The organism is Brachybacterium sp. JB7 (assembly GCF_003335205.1).
GTDB classification, from domain to species: domain Bacteria; phylum Actinomycetota; class Actinomycetes; order Actinomycetales; family Dermabacteraceae; genus Brachybacterium; species Brachybacterium alimentarium.
Genome location: NZ_QPGN01000014.1, coordinates 1 through 18177, shown reverse-complemented (window position 1 = coordinate 18177; position 18177 = coordinate 1). Strand labels below are relative to the sequence as shown.

Genomic DNA, 18177 nt, shown 5'->3' with positions numbered 1-18177 from the left:
TCCCATGGCGGAGACGAACGAGAACACGAACCAGCATCCGAACGAGAACACCGTCATGCACGGCGAGTACAAGGTGCGCGGAGGGAAGCTGGTCGCGGTCGACGTCACGGTCCAGGACGATCGGATCGCGACCGCCCACGTGTTCGGTGACTTCTTCCTCGAACCCGATGACGCTCTCGAGGAGCTCAATGCCGCCCTGAACGGTATGGCGACAGAGGCCACCGCCGCGGAGCTCGCCTCCGCGCTCACCACACGGATCGAGTCCCTCCCCTATCCCGTGCAGCTGATCGGCTTCGACGCCGAGGCCGTCGCGATCGCCACCCGCCGGGCGTTGGGTCATGCCTCCAGCTGGGACGACCTCACCTTCGATGTGATCGGTCCGCAGGTGCTGCCGCCGGTCATGCATGTCGCCCTGGACGAGGTGCTGCCGCTCGAGGTGATCGCCGGCCGCCGACGCCCGCACTTCCGGATCTGGGACTGGGACACTCCGCTGGTGGTGATCGGCTCCTACCAGTCGGTGCGCAACGAGATCGATGCCGAGGGGGCGGCGAAGCACGACATCGGGGTGGTGCGTCGGATCACCGGAGGTGGCGCGATGTTCATGGAGCACGGCAACTGCATCACCTATTCGCTGGTGGTCCCCACTTCCCTGGTCGAGGGCCTCAGCTTCGAGCAGGCGTACGCCTATCTCGATGACTGGGTGATGGGCGCTCTCGCGGAGATCGGCGTGAAGGCCCGCTACGTGCCGCTCAACGACATCGCCTCCGAGCAGGGCAAGATCGGAGGCGCCGCCCAGCGCCGCTTCGCCGGCGGTGTGCTGCTGCACCACGTCACGATGAGCTACGACATCGACGCCGACAAGATGGGCGAGGTGCTGCGGATCGGTCGAGAGAAGCTCTCCGACAAGGGCACTCGCAGCGCGAACAAGCGCGTGGACCCGATCCGTTCACAGACCGGTCTGCCCCGCGACCAGATCATCGAGGGGTTCCTGGACTACTTCCGCTCCCGCTACGACACCGTGGACTCCGGCTACACCGAGGACGAGCTCACGAAGGCCCGCGAGCTGGTGGCGACCAAGTTCAGCACCGAGGAGTGGACCCACCGCGTGCCCTGACCCGGCTCCCGCAGCCACCGGCCATCGGTGGTCGGCCGTCGGTGGTCGGCCGTCGGTCATCGGTGGTCGGTCATCAGTCGTCGGCCGTCGGTCATCGGTCATCGGCCGTCGGTGCGGAGATGCGTTGGTGCGTCGGTGCGGCAGCGCGAGCCCCGTCACCGCAGTCCGACCTGGGCGTGGAGGCCGCGGTAGACCCCGGTGCGCAGCTCGATCGCGTAGGCCTGGATCTCCCGAGCCGGCATCCCGGAGGCGGCCGCTGCCTCGATCTCCGCCTCGGCGTCGTAGCTCACCCGGACGAACTGGATCCCGAAGGGGTCCTGGACGTCCCCCGCGGGGCCCCCTTCCAGGATCACGTAGGAGGGCGTCGGCTCGTCGAGCGGGTTGCCCACGCTGCCGACGTTCACGAGCGTGGCGCCGGGCTGCGCCGAGAGGAAGGCGTCATGGATGTCGCCGTAGGCGACGACGTCGGCCCGCCCTGCTTCACCGGTGAAGGGTGTCGGCTCGAACATCATCGCGAACGTCTCGTCGTCGGGCTCGCGGTGCACTCGGGTGAACTCGTCGATCGGCGAGGCGTGGACCAGGCGCACCCGTCGGCCCGAGAGCCGCAGGTCGAGGCTGCCGGGGAGGGCATGGAGCCACGCACGGTCCTGCGCCGTGAGCTCGGCCCGCCACCATCGCAGCCCGTCGCCGGACAGCTCTCCGTCCCCGGCGAGGAAGGCCTCCCAGTTCCCGCGCACGGTGCTCTCGCAGCGCTCGCGGGTCAGCGCCGTGCAGGCCGAGCCGCGCGGCCCCTTGCCCACGACATCGCCCAGGTTGATCACGCGACGGATACCGCGAGCCGCGATATCGGCGAGGACGGCCTCGTAGGCGGTGAGGTTCCCGTGCACATCCGAGACCACGGCGATGCGTTCGACAGGCATGCCGTCACGGTACGTCGATCCCGCGGCGGCACGCGAGGGCGCTCACACTGCTGACGTCTGCGTTGCACTGAGACGAAGACCTGGAAGAATGAGCTCCATGACCGATATCGCGCCGCGCCCTGACTCCACGATCCCCGACCGTCCCTCCCTCGAGGGTCTGGAGGAGAAGTGGGACGGTGTATGGAGCGAGCGGAAGCTCTACGCCTTCGAGTCCGACACCACGCGCGAGCAGGTCTTCAGCATCGACACCCCGCCGCCGACGGCCTCCGGCTCCCTGCACGTGGGTCACGTGTTCGGCTACTCCCAGGCCGACATGATCGCCCGCTACCAGCGCATGCGCGGGAAGAACGTCTTCTACCCGCTGGGCTGGGACGACAATGGCCTGCCCACCGAGCGCCGGGTGCAGAACTACTTCGGGGTGCGCTGCGATCCCTCGCTCCCCTACGACGCCGACTTCACGCCCCCGCAGGAGGGCGGCGACAACAAGTCCTCGAAGGCCGCGAACCAGCTGCCGGTCTCACGACGCAACTTCATCGAGCTGTGCGAGCGACTCACCGAGATCGACGAGAAGTCCTTCGAGGACGTCTTCCGCACGCTCGGGCTGTCCGTGGACTGGAATCACAGCTACCAGACCATCAACGCTCACTCCCGGGCCACCAGCCAGCGCGCCTTCCTCGAGAACCTCGAGGCCGGCCAGGCGTACCAGGCCGAGGCCCCCACCATGTGGGACGTCACCTACCGCACTGCGGTGGCCCAGGCCGAGCAGGAGGACCGCGACCGCGAGGGCGCCTACCATCGCCTCGGCTTCACCCGCACCGACGGGACCGGCGAGAAGGTCGTCATCGCCACCACCCGTCCCGAGCTGCTGCCGGCGTGCGTCGCGCTCGTCGCCCACCCGGACGACGAGCGGTACCAGGCCCTGTTCGGCACCACCGTCACCTCGCCCCTGTTCGACGTCGAGGTGCCGGTGCTCGCGCATTCCCTCGCCCAGCCCGACAAGGGCGCGGGCATCGCCATGATCTGCACCTTCGGCGATGCGAACGACGTCACCTGGTGGCGCGAGCTCGAACTGCCCACGCGCTCCGTGGTGGGCCGTGACGGCCGCTTCCTGCCCGAGGCACCGTGGATCTCCACCCCGGAGGGCCAGGAGCGCTATGCGGAGCTGGCCGGGCTGACCGTGTTCAGCGCGCAGAAGCGCGTGGTGGAGATGGCCACCGAATCCGGCGACCTCACCGGCGAGATCGAGAAGATCAGCCACCCGGTGAAGTTCTACGAGAACGGCGACAAGCCGCTCGAGTTCGTCACCTCCCGCCAGTGGTACCTCACCAACGGCGGCCGCGACCAGTCCGAGGGCGGTCTGCGCGATGCGCTCATCGAGCGCGGACGCGAGCTGACCTGGCACCCCGCGTACATGGAGTCCCGCTACCGCAACTGGGTCGAGGGCCTGGCCGGCGACTGGCTGATCTCCCGCCAGCGCTTCTTCGGCGTGCCCTTCCCGGTCTGGTACGCGGTGGGCGAGGGCGGCGAGACGGACTACGGCACTGTGCTCACCCCGGGCCTGGAGGAGCTCCCGATCGATCCCACGATCGACGTGCCCGCCGGATTCACCGAGGAGCAGCGGAACCGGCCGGGCGGCTTCGTCGCCGACCCCGACATCCTCGACACCTGGGCCACCTCCTCGCTGACCCCGCAGCTCGCGGGCGGCTGGAACTCGGACCCGGGCCTCTTCGACACCGTGTACCCGATGGATGTGCGGCCGCAGGGCCACGACATCATCCGCACCTGGCTGTTCTCCACCATCGTGCGCTCCCACCTCCAGCAGGACTCCCTGCCGTGGAAGCACGCCTCGATCAACGGCTGGATCCTGGACCCGGACCGCAAGAAGATGTCCAAGTCCAAGGGCAACGTGGTCACCCCGATCGGGCTGCTCGAGCAGCACGGCTCCGACGGCGTGCGCTACTGGGCGGGCCGTGCCCGCCAGGGCGTGGACACCGCCTTCGACGAGGGCCAGATGAAGATCGGCCGACGCCTCGCGATCAAGATCCTCAACGCCTCGAAGTTCGCCTTCGGCTTCGGTCAGGCGCCCGCCGATCCCGCCGGTCGTCTGGCCGCGGATCCGGCCGCGGTCACCGAGCCCTTAGACCGCGCCCTCCTGGCCCAGCTCGGGAAGGTCGTCGAGCAGGCCACGGTCGCCTTCGACGACATGGACTACGCCCGTGCGCTCGAGGTCACCGAGCCCTTCTTCTGGGCGTTCTGCGATGACTACATCGAGCTGGTCAAGGAGCGCGCCCACGGCAACTCGCCCTCGGGCGAGGCCGGCGCGGCCTCGGCCCGCGCAGCGCTGTCCATCTCGCTGGAGGTGCTGCTGCGCCTGTTCGCCCCGGTGATCGTGTTCGCGACCGAAGAGGTGTGGTCGTGGTGGCGCGAGGGCAGCGTGCACACGCAGCCCTGGCCGGTCGCCGAGCCGCTGTTCGACGCGGCCGCCGGGCAGGACGCCTCGTTGGCGGACTCCGTCGCCCAGGCCGCGATCTCCGTGCGCCGCATCAAGTCCGACGCGAAGGTCTCGCAGAAGACCCCGATCCTGCGGGTCAAGGTCGTCGCCTCGGCGCCCGTGCTCGCGCATCTCGAAGCGGCCTCGGCCGATCTCACGGCGCTCGGGCGGATCGAGTCGCTCGAGCTCGTTGCTGCGGAGACCGACGAGATCCTCACCGAGGACGTCGAGCTGGGCGAGCCGCCCGTGAAGACCCCGCGCGCGAAGGGCTGAGGCGCAGGGGCCGACGGCTCGTCGGTGTCAGCGCACGATCTCCCGGTGCCCGGCGTCCACGCGCCGGGTCCACCCGCGCGCATCGAGATGCTCGAGCAGCGGGATCATGACCCGGCGCGTGGTGCCGAGGGCCTGCCGGGCCTGGGAGGCCGTGAACGGCGGGGGCAGGCGAGCGAGTTCCCGCATGGCGAGGGCGGGCGCGCTCGGCAGGAGGATCACCTCCCCGTCCAGGCGCAGCACGCGTCCCTGACGGGCCGCCGCGGCGAGCTCGCGAGCGCCCAGCCGCAGCTGCACCAGGTCGTCGGCCTCCGGAGCCCGGAAGGGCCCGTCCCCCAGACGCCGTTCCAGCTCGGCGATGCCGGTCTCCGCAGCGCCGAGGCCGGAGGTCTCCTGCGCGTCCTGCACGCGGCCGTCCCAGAACCGCAGGTCGGCGGCGCCCACCACGGCGTCCAGCAGCACCGGATCGGGCAGGTCGAGCGCGTCGATCGCGGCCTTCCTCGGCACGCCGGGCGAGAGGGCGTCGGCTCGACGGTCGGCCTCCACCTGTGCTCGCAGCCCAGCAGCCCAATCCTCCAGCGCCGCGGCGTCGACGAGCCAGTCCCCGGCGGCGCGCACGCTCGTCGGCAGCTGCGAGGGCACGTGGATCCCGGTGCGCGCGAGATGCTCGCGTCGCAGCGCTCCCCGGCGGGAGACCTCGATGCCGACGTCGCCGGTGGCCGGCATCGCCTCGAGGGTGCGGATGCGCCGTGTCCCGTCGCCGCGACGTTCCAGGCGCGGAGGGCCCAGGTCCAGCACCTGCACACCGCTGCGGACCGATGCGCTCCCGCTGCCACGCAGCACCATCCGATCGCCCACCCGCAGTGGCAGCGCACGGGACAGGGTGAGGCGGGCGTGACCCTCCCCGAGAGGCCGCACCCGGGCGGGGACGGCTGCGGTGCCGATGTGCACCGTGAGCTCCGCGGGCGCGTCGGCGAGCCCCGCGCCGCCCACCCGGCGCACGTCGAGCAGGGAGGACGTGGCCCAGGAACCGGGTGTGAGCAGTGCGTCCCCGCGGCCGATCTCGTCGGTGCCGATCCCGCGCAGGTTCACGGCGACCCTGTTCACGGGGCCGATCGACTCCACCGCGTCGCCCCGGGTCTGCAGCCCGCGCACGGTGACCTCGCCGCCGCGCTGCTCGCCGCACAGCTCCAGACGGTGGCCCCGGGTGAGGGTCCCGGCGGCGAGGGTCCCGGTCACCACGGTGCCCGCGCCTCCGATCGTGAAGGACCGGTCCACCCACAGCCTCACCCGTTCCTGCGCGGACGGTTCGCGTGCGGTGGCGACCAGAGCGTCCAGCGTGTCCCGGAGCGCATCCAGACCCTCCCCGGTGGTGCTGGCGACCCCGACGGCGGGAGCATCCTCGAGGCCGGTCCCGGCGAGCTCGCGACGGGCCTCGGCGAGGACCTCCCCGACCCCGTCGGGAGCCAGGTCCAGGCGGGTGATCACGAGGATCCCCTGGTCGATGCCGAGGGCCGCGATCGCGTCGCGGTGGTCGGAGGACTGCGCGCTCCAGCCCTCGTCGGCCGCGATCACGAAGCACACGATCGGGGCAGGGCCCAGCCCGGCGAGCATGTTGCCCAGGAACCGCTCATGGCCCGGGACGTCGACGAAGGACACCTCGCGTCCCGAGGGCAGCGCGGTCCAGGCGAAGCCGAGATCGATGGTCAGCCCGCGCTGCTTCTCCTCCGCGAACCGGTCGGGATCGCTCCCGGTCAGCGCTCTGATCAGGGTGGACTTCCCGTGGTCGACGTGACCGGCGGTGGCGATCACCTGCCTCATCGGCGGTCCGGCTCCCCCGGCGCCGCGAGAACCGCGCGCGCCGAGTCCACGGCCGCGACGAGGCGATCGTCCTGCTCGGGCGGGACGGTGCGCAGGTCCAGCAGGCAGTCGCCGTCGCGCACGGTGGCCACGACGGCGAGGTCCCCGGTGCGCAAGGGAGCAGCGAGCTCGGCCTCGAGGGCGACGGCCCAGCCGGGCAACGGCACCTCGGCGCCTCCTCCCCCGCCCACGCGGCCGTCATGCGGGATGAGCCGGCCCCCGAGCCGCTCGGCGAGCCGAGCGGTCCGCTCGTGCAGCTGGTCCGGGTCCGCATGCAGGGAGTCGATCACCGGCGGGGCGGTTCCGGTCAGGGTGGCCTCGAGAGCGGCCAGGGCGAGCTTGTCCGCGCGCACGGCCCGCGCCAGGGGGTGGCGGGCCAGGCGGGCGATCACGTCGGCCCTGCCCAGCAGGATGCCGGCCTGGGGACCGCCGAGCAGCTTGTCCCCGCTGGCGATCACCAGATCCGCGCCGTCCCGGAGTGCGGAGGCCGCATCGGGCTCCTCCGGCAGGTGCACGTCGGGCGCGAGCAGTCCGCTGCCGAGGTCCGCGAGCAGCGGCACTCCGGCCGCGCGGCACGGCTCGGCGAGCTCAGCGATCCCGACCTCGCTGGTGAAGCCGATGATGCGGTAGTTGCTGGTGTGGATGCGCAGCACGCAGCCGGTCCGCTCTCCGAGCGCTTCCGTGTAATCGGCCAGATGGGTGCGGTTGGTGGTGCCGACCTCGTGGATCCGGGCACCGGCCGAGGCGATCAGGTCCGGGAGACGGAAGCCCGCCCCGATCTCGATCAGCTCGCCGCGGCTGATCACGACGTCCGCCGTCCCCGCCAGCGCGGTGGTGGCGAGCACGAGGGCTGCGGCACCGTTGTTCACCACGAGCGCGTCCTCCGCCTCCGGGCAGGCGGCGAGCAGGGCGGCCCGGGCGCCGGCGCCGCGGCGAGCCCGAGCACCCGTGGCGAGGTCGAACTCGACGTCGGTGTATCCGGCGGCGTCCAGGACGGCCTCCCGCGCCGCGGCCGACAGCGGTGCCCGACCGAGGTTGGTGTGCACGATGACCCCGGTGGCGTTGAGCACCGGGCGCAGGGAGGAGGACGGGCGGTCCCCGATCGCGGCACGCACATCATCCAGCACCTGCTCCGGGGCGATCTCACCGGCTCGTGCACGGGCCTGCGCGGCGCGCACGATGTCCCGCACCACCCGGTCGCTCATCGTCGCGCTCGCACGGGCGACCTGCGGATGCGCGAGCAGGAGGTCGGTGCGCGGGATGCGACGGCGGGGGTCCTCGACCGCCTCCGGGCGCTCCACGGACTCGGGCACGGGAACCTCCTCGTTCGGGCCGACGGCGGCGGTTCGCCGCTCCCGCGGCGGCATCAGGCGGGTGGCGGAGGCGGACGGGAATCGAACCCGCCAGACCGAGATGCTCGGTCTCACCGGTTTTGAAGACCGGGGCGCCCACCAGGACACGTACGCCTCCACGGGTCAAGGTATCACCGCCCCACCAGGTGCTCCGCACTGAGGACGGCGCTGAGGACAGTGCTGAGGAGAGTGCTGGGGACGGTACTCGGACCAGCGCTGGGGAGAGTGCCGGGAGAATGCCGGCCTGTCCGCCGGAATCCGGCCGAGAACCCGTCGAGGGACGGCCGAGATCCGGCCGAGAGCCCGCTGGGATCAGGTCGAGAACGGCATGCGGATGGGTAGGCTCCGAGCATGAGCGACTCCCCGATCTCTCCTGTCAGCACGCCCTCCGCCACGACTCCGACGATCCGCCTGACGACGATGGCGCACGGCGGTGGCTGCGCCTCGAAGATCCCGCCCGGCGAGCTCGAGGAGGTCGTCGCGGCCCTGTCCGGCCAGCAGTACGACTCGGTGATCGTGGGGCTGGACGACGGCGACGACGCCGCGGCCGTGCGCATCGACGGCGGGACCGCTGTGCTCTCCACCGCTGATTTCTTCACGCCGGTGGTCGATGACCCCTTCGACTGGGGCCGCATCGCCGCCGCGAACGCCCTGTCGGACATCTACGCCATGGGCGGGGACCCCGTGGTGGCGATCAACCTGGTGGGCTGGCCGCGCGGCGTGCTGTCCTTCGACCTGCTCCGCGAGGTCCTCGCGGGCGGTCTGCAGGTCGCGAAAGAGGCTGGCGTACCGGTGATCGGCGGGCACTCGGTCGATGATCCCGAGCCCAAGTACGGCATGGCTGTCACCGGCACCGCGGATCCGGACCGTCTGCTGCGCAACGACGCCGCCCGGGCCGGGCTGCCGATCACGCTGACCAAGCCGATCGGCGTGGGCCTGCTGAACAACCGGATGAAGGCGACCGGCGACGTCTCCCAGGCCGCGATCGCGAGCATGACTTCCCTGAACCGGGAGGCCTCGAAAGCGGCTCTGGCCACCGGGGCCCGCGCCGCGACGGACGTGACCGGCTTCGGTCTGCTCGGGCACCTGCACAAGATGGCACGCGCCTCCGGCGTGGGCGTCGTGCTCGACCGCGCCTCCGTGCCGCTGATCGACGGTGCGGCCGACGCCCTGCGCGACGGCTACGTCTCCGGCGGGACCCGTCGCAATCTCGACTGGGTGCGCGAGAGCGTGCGCCCCGGAGCGGGCATCACGGAGGACGATCTGCTGCTGCTCGCGGATGCCCAGACGTCCGGCGGGCTGCTCGTGGTCGGCGAGGTCCCGGGGTACCCGATCATCGGCGAGACCGTGGAGGGTGCGGGGATCGACGTGCGCTGAGCCGTCCCCGCGCGCTGACCGGCGCGGCCAGCGGTCCCGGAGCTCCGACGCGAGATTCCTCGGAGCCCACCCCATCGGTGCCCACCCCTTCGAGACCCACTCCTTCGGGTACTACTCCATCGGTGCTGCCGACCCCGGCACCTGCGACTCGGAGTCCGATCCGGCCTGCTCCGGAGCTGCCGGGCGGGGGCCGGTGGTGATCGAGTCGTCGGTGATGCCGGCGGCACGGCGCTTCTCGAGGCGCTCGCGCTGCGGTTCGATGACGCGGCGCGGATCCTTGACCGATTCCAGCCCGGCCTCGAGCACCCCGAAGCGGGTCAGCGCCGAGGCCGAGGCGAGCGCGAGGCCGCTGAGGGCCGCGATCCCCCGGTGGCGTCCTCCCAGGAGCGTGCCGAGACCGCCCGCGATCGCGAGGCCCTCGGAGAGGCGGAGCTTCCACCCTGCGCTGCCGGACTCGAGCGGTTCGGCTTCCAGCGGATGCATCTGCTCCTTCGTGAAGCGCATCCCGATCAGGTCCCCCGCGACGCCGAGCACGGCCAGGGTTCGGGCAGGTCCGGCCTCCGCCGTCGGGGTCGTGATCATGGCTGCGCCGCCTGCGGCCATCCCGGCCGAGGACACGAACACATAGGCCAGACCCTTGCGCGAGGCAGCCCAGGTCGGCACCGCAGTATCGCCCAACAGGACGGCCGTGTACGCCGCCAGCGGCGCGCCGAGCACGGCGGCGCCTGCACCGCCCGCGCCCTCCGCGACGCGCAGCAGAGGTCGGAGCCGGCCCAGCGGCAGCCGCTCCCCCGTCATCCGGTCCATCTCACCTGCGGCGGCGACACCGGCAGCGGTGCCGAAGGCCGAGAGCAGCCAGGTGCCCATGCTCATCGGCGAGGTCGGCTTGAACACGCGCAGCATGTTCAAGAACCGCTCCGGGCGCCCGAGGTCCATGACCAGTGCCGGCAGGCCCACCCCGACGGCGCCGACGGCGGTGAGGCGTGCCGTGCGGCGCAGCCCGGCACGGCCGGTCAGGGATCCGCCGGCGCCGAGCAGCGCGGAACCGCCCGCCAGCCCGCCGACGAAGAGGTACAGGCCGATCGGCCACTCCCACGGCGGAGCCTTGACGACGGGACGGCCGTAGTAGGAGCTGAACTCGACGTCCTCGACCATCGGCATCTCGCGCGAGCCGTCGCCACCACCGGCCTGGCCGGGGCGGCCCGGCCGTCCGGAGCGGCTGCCGAGACCCCCGCCGCGTCGACGCCTGCGCCGGGGCGGCTCCGGGGGCCGGTAGGAGTCGTACTCGGAATGGGCTGCGTGCGTCACCGACGCCCTCCGAGGAAGGCGAGGGCGGTCGCGGCGACCATCCCGAGAGCGGCGACGCCGGCGGTCCGGTACATCTGAGGGAGCTCCTTCGTGGGCACCTGGGGGTCCGGCGGCAGGCCGTAGACCTCCGGCTCGTCCAGCAGCAGGAACACCGAGCCGATCCCGCCCACGCCGTCGTGCGGGTTAGCGCCGTACAGGCGCGCCTCGGTCATGCCCTGGGAGTGCAGCTGCTGCACACGCTCCTCGGCGCTGTCGACCATGTCCTCGCGGTCGCCGAACTTGATCGAGGTGGTCGGGCAGGTCTGCGCGCACGCGGGGGTCTCGCCGACGACGAGCCGGTCGTAGCAGAGCGTGCACTTGTTGGCGGTCCCGTGGTCGGGATCCTTCTGCTCCCCCTCGTCGCGGGAGGAGCGCGGGGAGATGGTGCCGTCGTCCCGACGCTCGATCACGCCGAACGGGCAGCCGCCCACGCAGGTCCCGCAGCCGTTGCAGACGTCCTGCTGCACCACGACGGTGCCGAACTCGGTGCGGTGCAGCGCGCCGGTCGGGCACACGTCCAGGCAGCCGGCGTTGGTGCAGTGCTTGCAGACGTCCGAGGACATCAGCCAGCGGAACTCGGGGGTGTCCGGCGGGGTGGTGTCCTCATCGGTCAGGTCATCGCCAGGACGGCCGCCCGGGGTGGAGGGGGCACCGGGGCGCGGTCCGCTGGAGCGGGGGCCCACCGTGGGCATGCCCAGGCTGACGAGGCGTCGGCCCGACTCCTTGGCCTCTTCGATGCGCTCGGAGTCCTGCTCCACGAAGGCCACGTGGCGCCACGTGTTCGCACCCAGCTCCCCGGTGTTGTCGAAGGAGGAGCCGAGCAGCTCGAGGTCCCCGTCGGTCGGGTTCTGGTTCCATTCCTTGCAGGCCACCTCGCAGGCCTTGCAGCCGATGCAGATGGAGGTGTCGGTGAAGAACCCCTTGCGCGGATGCTCGTGCTCCCAGCCGGAATCGGCGCCCGGGCGTCCTGCGGATTCGATCAGCGATCCCATCAGTGCTCCTCTCCAGAGGCGGTGTCGGCCCCTCGGGGGTCGTCGACCGCGAGCTCAGCGGACGGCTCAGCCGTGGTCGGACCGATGTCCAGCGTGCTCTCCGCCGTCGTCGGACTGATCCCGGCCCGATCCTGGAAGTCTGCCACCAGATCACGCAGGGCGGGCCCGCGCGGACGACGGCCGGGGCGCAGGGCGCACGCGATCACCTTGGAGTTCTGGATCTGCGTGTTGGCATCGAGGTTCATCCCGATCAGGTCGTTGACCGCGTCACCGGAGACCACCGCCTCGGTGCCCTGCGCCCAGTGGTACGGGATCCCGATCTGGTGCACCGTGCGGCCGGCCGCCTGGAGCGGCCTCATGCGTCGGGTGACCAGCACCCGGGCCTCGATCGCGGACCGCGGGGTGACCACCGTCGCCCAGCCGTTCTGCTCCAGCCCGACCTCCTCGGCGAGCTCCGGAGAGACCTCGCAGAACAGCTCGGGCTGCAGCTCGGCCAGGTACGGCAGGAAGCGGCTCATCCCGCCGGCGGTGTGGTGCTCGGTGAGGCGGTAGGTGGTGAACACGTACGGGTAGACCTCGCCCTCGGCCGCCGTACCGGTGATGCCCGGGGCGTTCATGTTGTCGCGATCCGTGATGGTCATCTGGGTGGGGTTCGCCTGCTGGCCGTACAGCGGGTTCGGGATCGCCGACTCGACCGTCTCGTAGTGCGTGGGGAGAGGACCGTCGACCATGCCCGAGGGCGCGAACAGCCAGCCGCGGCCGTCGGCCTGCATGACGAATGCGTCGTTTCCGGCGAGGGCGGCAGCGCCGCCCTTGTCCGCGTCCCCGAGGTCGTGCGGGTGCTTGTCCGCCGGGAAGTCCGGGATGTCCTTGCCGGTCCACCGCTGGGTGTCCTCGTCCCACCACACATACTTCTTGCGCTCGCTCCAGGGCTTGCCGTCGGCGTCGGCGGACGCGCGGTTGTAGAGGATCCGACGGTTCGCGGGCCAGGCCCACGCCCACTCGGCCGCGGTGCTGTCCTGCTCGCTGCCGGGCTTGCGCCGGGCAGCCTGGTTGACCCCGTCCGCATAGACGCCGGTATAGATCCAGCAGCCCCCCGCGGTGGTGCCGTCGGCCGTCATCTGGGTGTAGGACGACAGGGGCACGCCGTCCTGCTCGCCGCCGACGTGATAGCCGTTGATCTCCTTGAGCACGGACTCCGGATCGGGCTCACCGTGCTCATCGGTCGGGTAGTCCCAGGTGAGGTCGAGCAGCGGCCGGTCTCGGGGGTCGGTCGAATCCCGCAGGCGCTCGCGGAGGCGCTGGCCGAGCTCGAACATGAACGCCAGCTCGCTGCGGCAGTCCCCCGGCGGGGTGACGGCCTGCTGGCGCCACTGCACCAGGCGCTGGGTCTGGGTGAACGATCCGGCCTTCTCGGTGTGGTTCGCGGCGGGCAGGAAGAACATCTCGGTGGCGATGTCCTCGGTCTTCAGCTCGCCCGACTCGATCTCCGGCCCCTCCTTCCACCAGGTGGCAGATTCGATCATGGAGAAGTCGCGCACCACCATCCACTTCAGGTGCGACATGCCCAGGCGCTGCATGCGGCCGTTGGCGGAGCCCACCGCCGGGTTCTGACCCAGCAGGAAGAATCCGTCGAGCCCGTCCTCGAGCATCCGCATCGTGGTCTGGTACGTGCCGTGGGCGCCGGTCAGGCGCGGCAGGTAGTCGAACGCCCAGTCGTTCTCCGCCGTCGCGGCATCGCCCCACCAAGCCTTCAGCAGGTTCACCGCGTACGCCTCGGACTCCGCCCAGAAGCCCTTCTGGGACTTCGAGCCGATCGAGTCGACGTAGTCCTCGAACGAATCATGGGCGCCGGCCTTGGGCATGGGCAGGTATCCGGGCAGGAGGTTGAACAGGGTGGGGATGTCCGTGGAGCCCTGGATCGTGGCGTGGCCGCGCAGGGCCATGATGCCGCCGCCGGGGCGGCCCATGTTGCCCAGCAGCAGCTGCAGCACTCCGGCGGCGCGGATGAACTGCGCACCGCCGACGTGCTGCGTCCAGCCCACGGCATAGGCGAAGCAGGTGGTGCGCTCCGGTCCGGAGTTGTCCGTCATCGAGCGCGCCAGGTACTCGAAGTCCGCGCGGGAGATGCCGCACGCCTCCTCGACCATCTCGGCGGTGTAGCGGGCGTAGTGGCGCTTCAGGATCTGGAAGACGCACCGGGGGTCCTGCAGCGTCTCGTCGCGGGCCGGCTCCCCGTGCTCGAGCTGCGGGCCACCGGACCCGTGGGACTCTCCGTGGGATTCGCCGTGGGGCACGCCGGTAGCCGTCGAGGCACCGTGCCCTCCGTCGGCTCCGTCAGCTCCGTCGGCAGAGGCATCGGCGTACTGCCACGAGGCGTTGTCGTAGGTGCCCGTCGCGGGGTCGAAACCGGAGAAGAGCCCGTCGAGGTCCTCGGAGTCGGCGAAGTCGCCCTCGATGATCGAGGAGGCGTTGGTGAACGCCTTGACGTAGTCCGTGAACCAGAGGTCATTCGCGATCACGTGGTTGATGAGCGCGCCGAGCAGCACGATGTCCGTTCCCGCTCGGATCGGCAGGTGCTTGTCAGCGTTGGCGCTGGTGCGCGAGAACCGCGGATCGACATGGATCACCCGAGCACCGCGCGAGCGCGCCTCCATCACCCACTGGTAGCCCACCGGATGGGCCTCGGCCATGTTGGAGCCCTGGATGACGATGCAATCGGCGTTGGCCATGTCCTGCAGGTACTGCGTGGCCCCACCGCGTCCGAACGAGGTCCCCAGACCGGGGACCGTGGCGGAGTGTCAAATGCGGGCCTGGTTCTCCATCTGGATGGCACCGGCCGCGGTGAACAGCTTCTTCGCGAGGTAGTTCTCCTCGTTGTCGATGGTCGCGCCGCCCAGCGACGCGATGCCCATCGCCCGCCTCAGCGGGTGCCCCTTCTCGTCCTCGTCCTCCCAGTGGTTGCGGCGCGCCTCGAGGAAGCGGTCCGCGATCATGTCCATGGCGGTGTCGAGGTCGAGATCCTGCCAGTCCGTGGCGTACGGGGGGCGGTAGCGGACGGTCGTGATGCGGCGCGTGGAGTTGACCAGCTGCTCGCTCGCGGCGCCCTTGGGGCACAGCCGACCGCGTGAGATCGGCGAATCAGGGTCGCCCTCGATCTGGATGACCCGGTTGTCCTTGGCGAAGACCTTCTGACCGCAGCCCACGGCGCAGTACGGGCACACGCTCTGCACCACGGTGTCCGCCTCGCTGGTGCGGGGCGCAGTGCTCCGCGTGGCCTTCGAGGTGACCGCAGCTCCCCGGCCGAGTCGATCGGCGCCGCGAAGCTGCCGGATCACCGGCCATTCGAGGAACTGGAAGCTTGTCACGCGACTCACATTACCAGTCGGCGGGGGCGTCAGGCATGGGAGGGGCCCTCGTCGCGGATCCGCTCGTGATGGCGGATCACCTCGGTGACGATGAAGCGCATGAACGCCTCGGCGAAGACCGGATCCAGGCCCGCGTCATGGGCGAGGGTGCGCAGGCGGGCGATCTGCTCCTGCTCGCGGGATGGATCCGCCGGGGGCAGTCCGTAGGTCGCCTTGAGGACGCCCACCCGCTGGGTGTGCGCGAAGCGCTCGGCGAGCAGGTGCACGAGGGCGGCGTCGATGTTGTCGATGCTGCGACGTTCCTCGACGAGGATCTCGCGCGCACGATCGACGGGATCCTCGCCGACCGTGGCGCTGCGCGGGGGCTGGCTCATCAGGCGGACCGCTCCTGTCGCGGCTCCTGGACCTCGCGGTCGGAGTCCTTGCCGGTGACCATCAGCGGCGCCCGCCCGTCGGTGATCACACCCGGCGTGATGACCACCTTGACGATGTCCTCCCGGGAGGGCACGTCGAACATGACCTCCTGGAGGGAGTCCTCGAGGATGGCGCGCAGGCCGCGGGCACCGGTCCCGCGCTCGATCGCACGGTCGGCGACCGCCTCCAGCGCGCTCCGCTCGAAATCGAGTTCCACGCCGTCGAGCTCGAACATCTTCTGGAACTGGCGGACCAGGGCGTTGCGCGGCTCGGTGAGGATCTGGATCAGGGCATCGCGGTCCAGGTTCGACACGCTCGTGATGATCGGCAGACGGCCGATGAACTCGGGGATCAGACCGAACTTGAGCAGGTCCTCCGGGACCAGCTTCGCGTACAGGGCCTCCTGCTCGAGCGGGGTGTGCAGGTCGGCACCGAAGCCGATGCCGCGCTTGCCGATCCGGGAACCGATGATGTCCTCGATGCCCGCGAACGCCCCGGCCACGATGAACAGCACGTTCGTCGTGTCGATCTGGATGAACTCCTGATGGGGGTGCTTGCGCCCGCCCTGCGGCGGCACCGCGGCGACCGTGCCTTCGAGGATCTTCAGCAGCGCCTGCTGCACGCCCTCCCCCGAGACGTCGCGGGTGATCGACGGGTTCTCGGACTTGCGGCCGATCTTGTCGATCTCGTCGATGTAGATGATGCCGCGCTCGGCCTTCTGGACGTCGTAGTCCGCGGCCTGAAGGAGCTTCAGCAGGATGTTCTCGACGTCCTCGCCGACGTAGCCGGCCTCGGTGAGCGCTGTGGCATCGGCCATCGCGAAGGGCACGTCGAGCATGCGGGCGAGGGTCTGGGCCAGATAGGTCTTGCCGCAACCGGTGGGACCCACCAGCATCACGTTGGACTTGGCGATCTCGATGGCGGAGCTGTCCGACGCGCTCGCGCCGCCAGAGTTGCCGGAGCCGCCCGCACTGCCCGAGGTGCCAGAGCTGCCCGAATCAGCCTCTTCCGCGAGCGCGGCGGCGGCGCTCTTCGCCGTGGGGCCGGCGGAGTCCGCCTCCTGGGCGCGCACCCGCTTGTAATGGTTGTAGACGGCGACGGCCAGCGCGCGCTTGGCGGGCTCCTGGCCGACGACGTAGTCCTCGAGGAACGCGAAGATCTCCTGCGGGGTGGGCAGCGCGGCCTGCTCCTCGGAGGCGGGCTGTGCGGCCTGGATCTCCTCGGCGATGATCTCGTTGCACAGTTCGATGCACTCTTCGCAGATGAACACCCCGGGACCGGAGATCAGCCGTTCGACCTGCTTCTGCGACTTCCCGCAGAACGAGCATTTGAACACGTCGGCCCCGTCGCTCGTGCGCGCCATGCTCCGTGTCCTTTCGTCAGGCCCTCACCATGTCATCCGTCCATGCCCGGGATCCGAAACCGGATCTGCGGACCGCACCACGGTACCCCGGCGTGCGCCGGGGACGCGGGAGGCTGGGCCTCGGATCCTGCTGCGTCGGACGGCCGGGCGGGCCGCCCTGGAGGCGACGTCGTCGGCCCCGCGGAATGCGGTGCGCACCCACGGGGCCGACGACGTCTTCCCGGTCAGCGGGAGAGCTGCGCGCGGGGCTCCTTGCGGGATTCCAGCACCTGGTCGATCAGCCCGTAATCGAGGGCCGACTTCGCGGTGAGGATCTTGTCGCGCTCGATGTCCTTGCTGACCTGCTCCTTGGTGCGGCCGGTGTGGTCGGCGAGCGTCTCCTCGAGCCATTCGCGCATGCGCATGATCTCGTTGGCCTGGATCTCGAGGTCCGAGGCCTGGCCGCCGCCGCCCTCGCCGCCCATGGCGGGCTGGTGGATGAGGATGCGCGCGTTGGGCAGCGCGAGGCGCTTGCCCGGGGCGCCCGCGGCCAGCAGCACCGCGGCGGCGGACGCCGCCTGGCCGAGGCACACCGTGGTGATGTCCGGCTTGACGTACTGCATCGTGTCGTAGATGGCCGTGAGGGCCGTGAACGAGCCGCCGGGGCTGTTGATGTAGAGGGTGATGTCGCGGTCAGGGTCCTGGGATTCCAGGACGAGCAGCTGGGCCATGACATCGTCCGCCGAGGCGTCGTCGACCTGGACGCCCAGGAAGATGATGCGGTCCTCGAACAGCTTGGTGTACGGGTCCTGGCGCTTCATGCCGTACGCCGTGCGCTCCTCGTACTGCGGCAGCACGTAGCGCGAGGTGGGCATCCCGCCGGCCTGGGCGGTCGGCATGGCGCCGATGGTGCGGGGATCGAAAGTCACGGGGTCTCCTTGCGTGAGAGGTGTCTGAGGGTGCCGGGAGGGACGGTCAGTCGTCGGTTCCGCCGCCGCCCGTGACGTCGCTCGCCCCGGTCACGATCTTGTCGATGAAGCCGTACTCGAGGGCCTCGGTCGCCGTGAACCAGCGGTCGCGGTCGGAGTCCTCGGTGATCTGCTCGACGCTCTTGTCGGTCTGCTCGGCGATCAGCTCGGCCAGCTGCTTCTTCATCGAGAGGATGAGATCGGCCTGGATCTTGATGTCGGTCGCGGTGCCGCCGAGGCCGCCCAGCGGCTGGTGCATGAGCACGCGCGTGTGCGGGGTCGCGAAGCGCTTGCCCTTGGTGCCCGAGGACAGCAGGAACTGCCCCATCGACGCCGCCATGCCCATCGCGACCGTGACCACG

At 70.8% G+C, this 18177-nt stretch carries 13 protein-coding genes and 1 tRNA gene; 3 read left to right on the top strand and 11 right to left on the bottom strand.

Annotation, left to right across the window (positions count from 1 at the left end; genetic code table 11):
• Nucleotides 1–55 precede the first annotated feature (55 nt).
• A complete protein-coding gene (locus CIK81_RS14000) occupies nucleotides 56–1114 on the top strand; it encodes a biotin/lipoate A/B protein ligase family protein (RefSeq protein ID WP_158542054.1) in 1059 nt (352 codons plus the stop codon).
• A gap of 155 nt (nucleotides 1115–1269) precedes the next feature.
• Here CIK81_RS14000 and CIK81_RS13995 read toward each other — a convergent pair whose 3' ends face one another.
• Nucleotides 1270–2034: a metallophosphoesterase gene (locus tag CIK81_RS13995; protein WP_114355823.1), complete on the bottom strand. Its 765-nt coding sequence runs from the start codon at nucleotides 2032–2034 to the stop codon at nucleotides 1270–1272.
• Nucleotides 2035–2131: 97 nt separating this feature from the next.
• Here CIK81_RS13995 and valS point away from each other — a divergent pair, with 97 nt between their 5' ends.
• On the top strand, nucleotides 2132–4798 hold the full coding sequence (gene valS / locus CIK81_RS13990) for a valine--tRNA ligase (RefSeq protein ID WP_096164006.1): 2667 nt from the start codon (nucleotides 2132–2134) through the stop codon (nucleotides 4796–4798).
• A 27-nt stretch (nucleotides 4799–4825) separates the two neighbouring features.
• Here valS and selB read toward each other — a convergent pair whose 3' ends face one another.
• The 3 genes from selB to CIK81_RS13975 all read right to left on the bottom strand — a co-directional run bounded on the left by selB (nucleotide 4826) and on the right by CIK81_RS13975 (nucleotide 8125).
• Nucleotides 4826–6616, bottom strand: a complete 1791-nt coding sequence (gene selB / locus CIK81_RS13985) for a selenocysteine-specific translation elongation factor (protein WP_114306940.1) — start codon at nucleotides 6614–6616, stop codon at nucleotides 4826–4828.
• Nucleotides 6613–7968, bottom strand: a complete 1356-nt coding sequence (selA, locus tag CIK81_RS13980) for an L-seryl-tRNA(Sec) selenium transferase (protein ID WP_241964181.1) — start codon at nucleotides 7966–7968, stop codon at nucleotides 6613–6615. The genes selB and selA overlap by 4 nt, the downstream gene beginning before the upstream one ends.
• A gap of 62 nt (nucleotides 7969–8030) precedes the next feature.
• Nucleotides 8031–8125, bottom strand: a tRNA-Sec gene (locus CIK81_RS13975).
• Nucleotides 8126–8358: 233 nt separating this feature from the next.
• On the opposite strand from CIK81_RS13975, the gene selD reads away from it, so the two are divergent.
• On the top strand, nucleotides 8359–9384 hold the full coding sequence (gene selD, locus CIK81_RS13970; RefSeq protein ID WP_114305500.1) for a selenide, water dikinase SelD: 1026 nt from the start codon (nucleotides 8359–8361) through the stop codon (nucleotides 9382–9384).
• A gap of 111 nt (nucleotides 9385–9495) precedes the next feature.
• Here selD and nrfD read toward each other — a convergent pair whose 3' ends face one another.
• The 7 genes from nrfD to CIK81_RS13930 all read right to left on the bottom strand — a co-directional run.
• Nucleotides 9496–10692: an NrfD/PsrC family molybdoenzyme membrane anchor subunit gene (gene nrfD / locus CIK81_RS13965; protein ID WP_114305501.1), complete on the bottom strand. Its 1197-nt coding sequence runs from the start codon at nucleotides 10690–10692 to the stop codon at nucleotides 9496–9498.
• On the bottom strand, nucleotides 10689–11723 hold the full coding sequence (locus CIK81_RS13960) for a 4Fe-4S dicluster domain-containing protein (RefSeq protein ID WP_114355822.1): 1035 nt from the start codon (nucleotides 11721–11723) through the stop codon (nucleotides 10689–10691). Before CIK81_RS13960 ends, nrfD begins: the two co-directional genes overlap by 4 nt.
• The gene (fdh, locus tag CIK81_RS13955; RefSeq protein ID WP_241964180.1) at nucleotides 11723–15091 is read right to left on the bottom strand and encodes a formate dehydrogenase; all 3369 of its coding nucleotides are present in this window, start codon (nucleotides 15089–15091) and stop codon (nucleotides 11723–11725) included. The genes CIK81_RS13960 and fdh overlap by 1 nt, the downstream gene beginning before the upstream one ends.
• Before the next feature lie 29 nt (nucleotides 15092–15120).
• Nucleotides 15121–15465 (bottom strand): chorismate mutase, encoded by a 345-nt coding sequence (locus CIK81_RS13945; protein ID WP_096163998.1) that lies wholly within the window; start codon nucleotides 15463–15465, stop codon nucleotides 15121–15123.
• On the bottom strand, nucleotides 15465–16868 hold the full coding sequence (gene clpX, locus CIK81_RS13940; RefSeq protein ID WP_096163997.1) for an ATP-dependent Clp protease ATP-binding subunit ClpX: 1404 nt from the start codon (nucleotides 16866–16868) through the stop codon (nucleotides 15465–15467). Before clpX ends, CIK81_RS13945 begins: the two co-directional genes overlap by 1 nt.
• Nucleotides 16869–17092: 224 nt before the next feature.
• On the bottom strand, nucleotides 17093–17746 hold the full coding sequence (locus tag CIK81_RS13935; protein WP_158542053.1) for an ATP-dependent Clp protease proteolytic subunit: 654 nt from the start codon (nucleotides 17744–17746) through the stop codon (nucleotides 17093–17095).
• Nucleotides 17747–17822: 76 nt separating this feature from the next.
• Nucleotides 17823–18177 (bottom strand): ClpP family protease (locus CIK81_RS13930; protein ID WP_199586379.1); only part of this gene is annotated, 355 nt, incomplete at its 5' end.

Coding starts and splice junctions, on each gene's coding strand:
- valS (WP_096164006.1), top strand. CDS start 2,132: ATGACCGATATCGCGCCGCGCCCTGACTCCACGATCCCCGACCGTCCC.
- CIK81_RS14000 (WP_158542054.1), top strand. CDS start 56: ATGCACGGCGAGTACAAGGTGCGCGGAGGGAAGCTGGTCGCGGTCGAC.
- selD (WP_114305500.1), top strand. CDS start 8,359: ATGAGCGACTCCCCGATCTCTCCTGTCAGCACGCCCTCCGCCACGACT.
- CIK81_RS13995 (WP_114355823.1), bottom strand. CDS start 2,034: ATGCCTGTCGAACGCATCGCCGTGGTCTCGGATGTGCACGGGAACCTC.
- CIK81_RS13935 (WP_158542053.1), bottom strand. CDS start 17,746: ATGCCGACCGCCCAGGCCGGCGGGATGCCCACCTCGCGCTACGTGCTG.
- CIK81_RS13945 (WP_096163998.1), bottom strand. CDS start 15,465: ATGAGCCAGCCCCCGCGCAGCGCCACGGTCGGCGAGGATCCCGTCGAT.
- clpX (WP_096163997.1), bottom strand. CDS start 16,868: ATGGCGCGCACGAGCGACGGGGCCGACGTGTTCAAATGCTCGTTCTGC.
- CIK81_RS13960 (WP_114355822.1), bottom strand. CDS start 11,723: ATGGGATCGCTGATCGAATCCGCAGGACGCCCGGGCGCCGATTCCGGC.
- selB (WP_114306940.1), bottom strand. CDS start 6,616: ATGAGGCAGGTGATCGCCACCGCCGGTCACGTCGACCACGGGAAGTCC.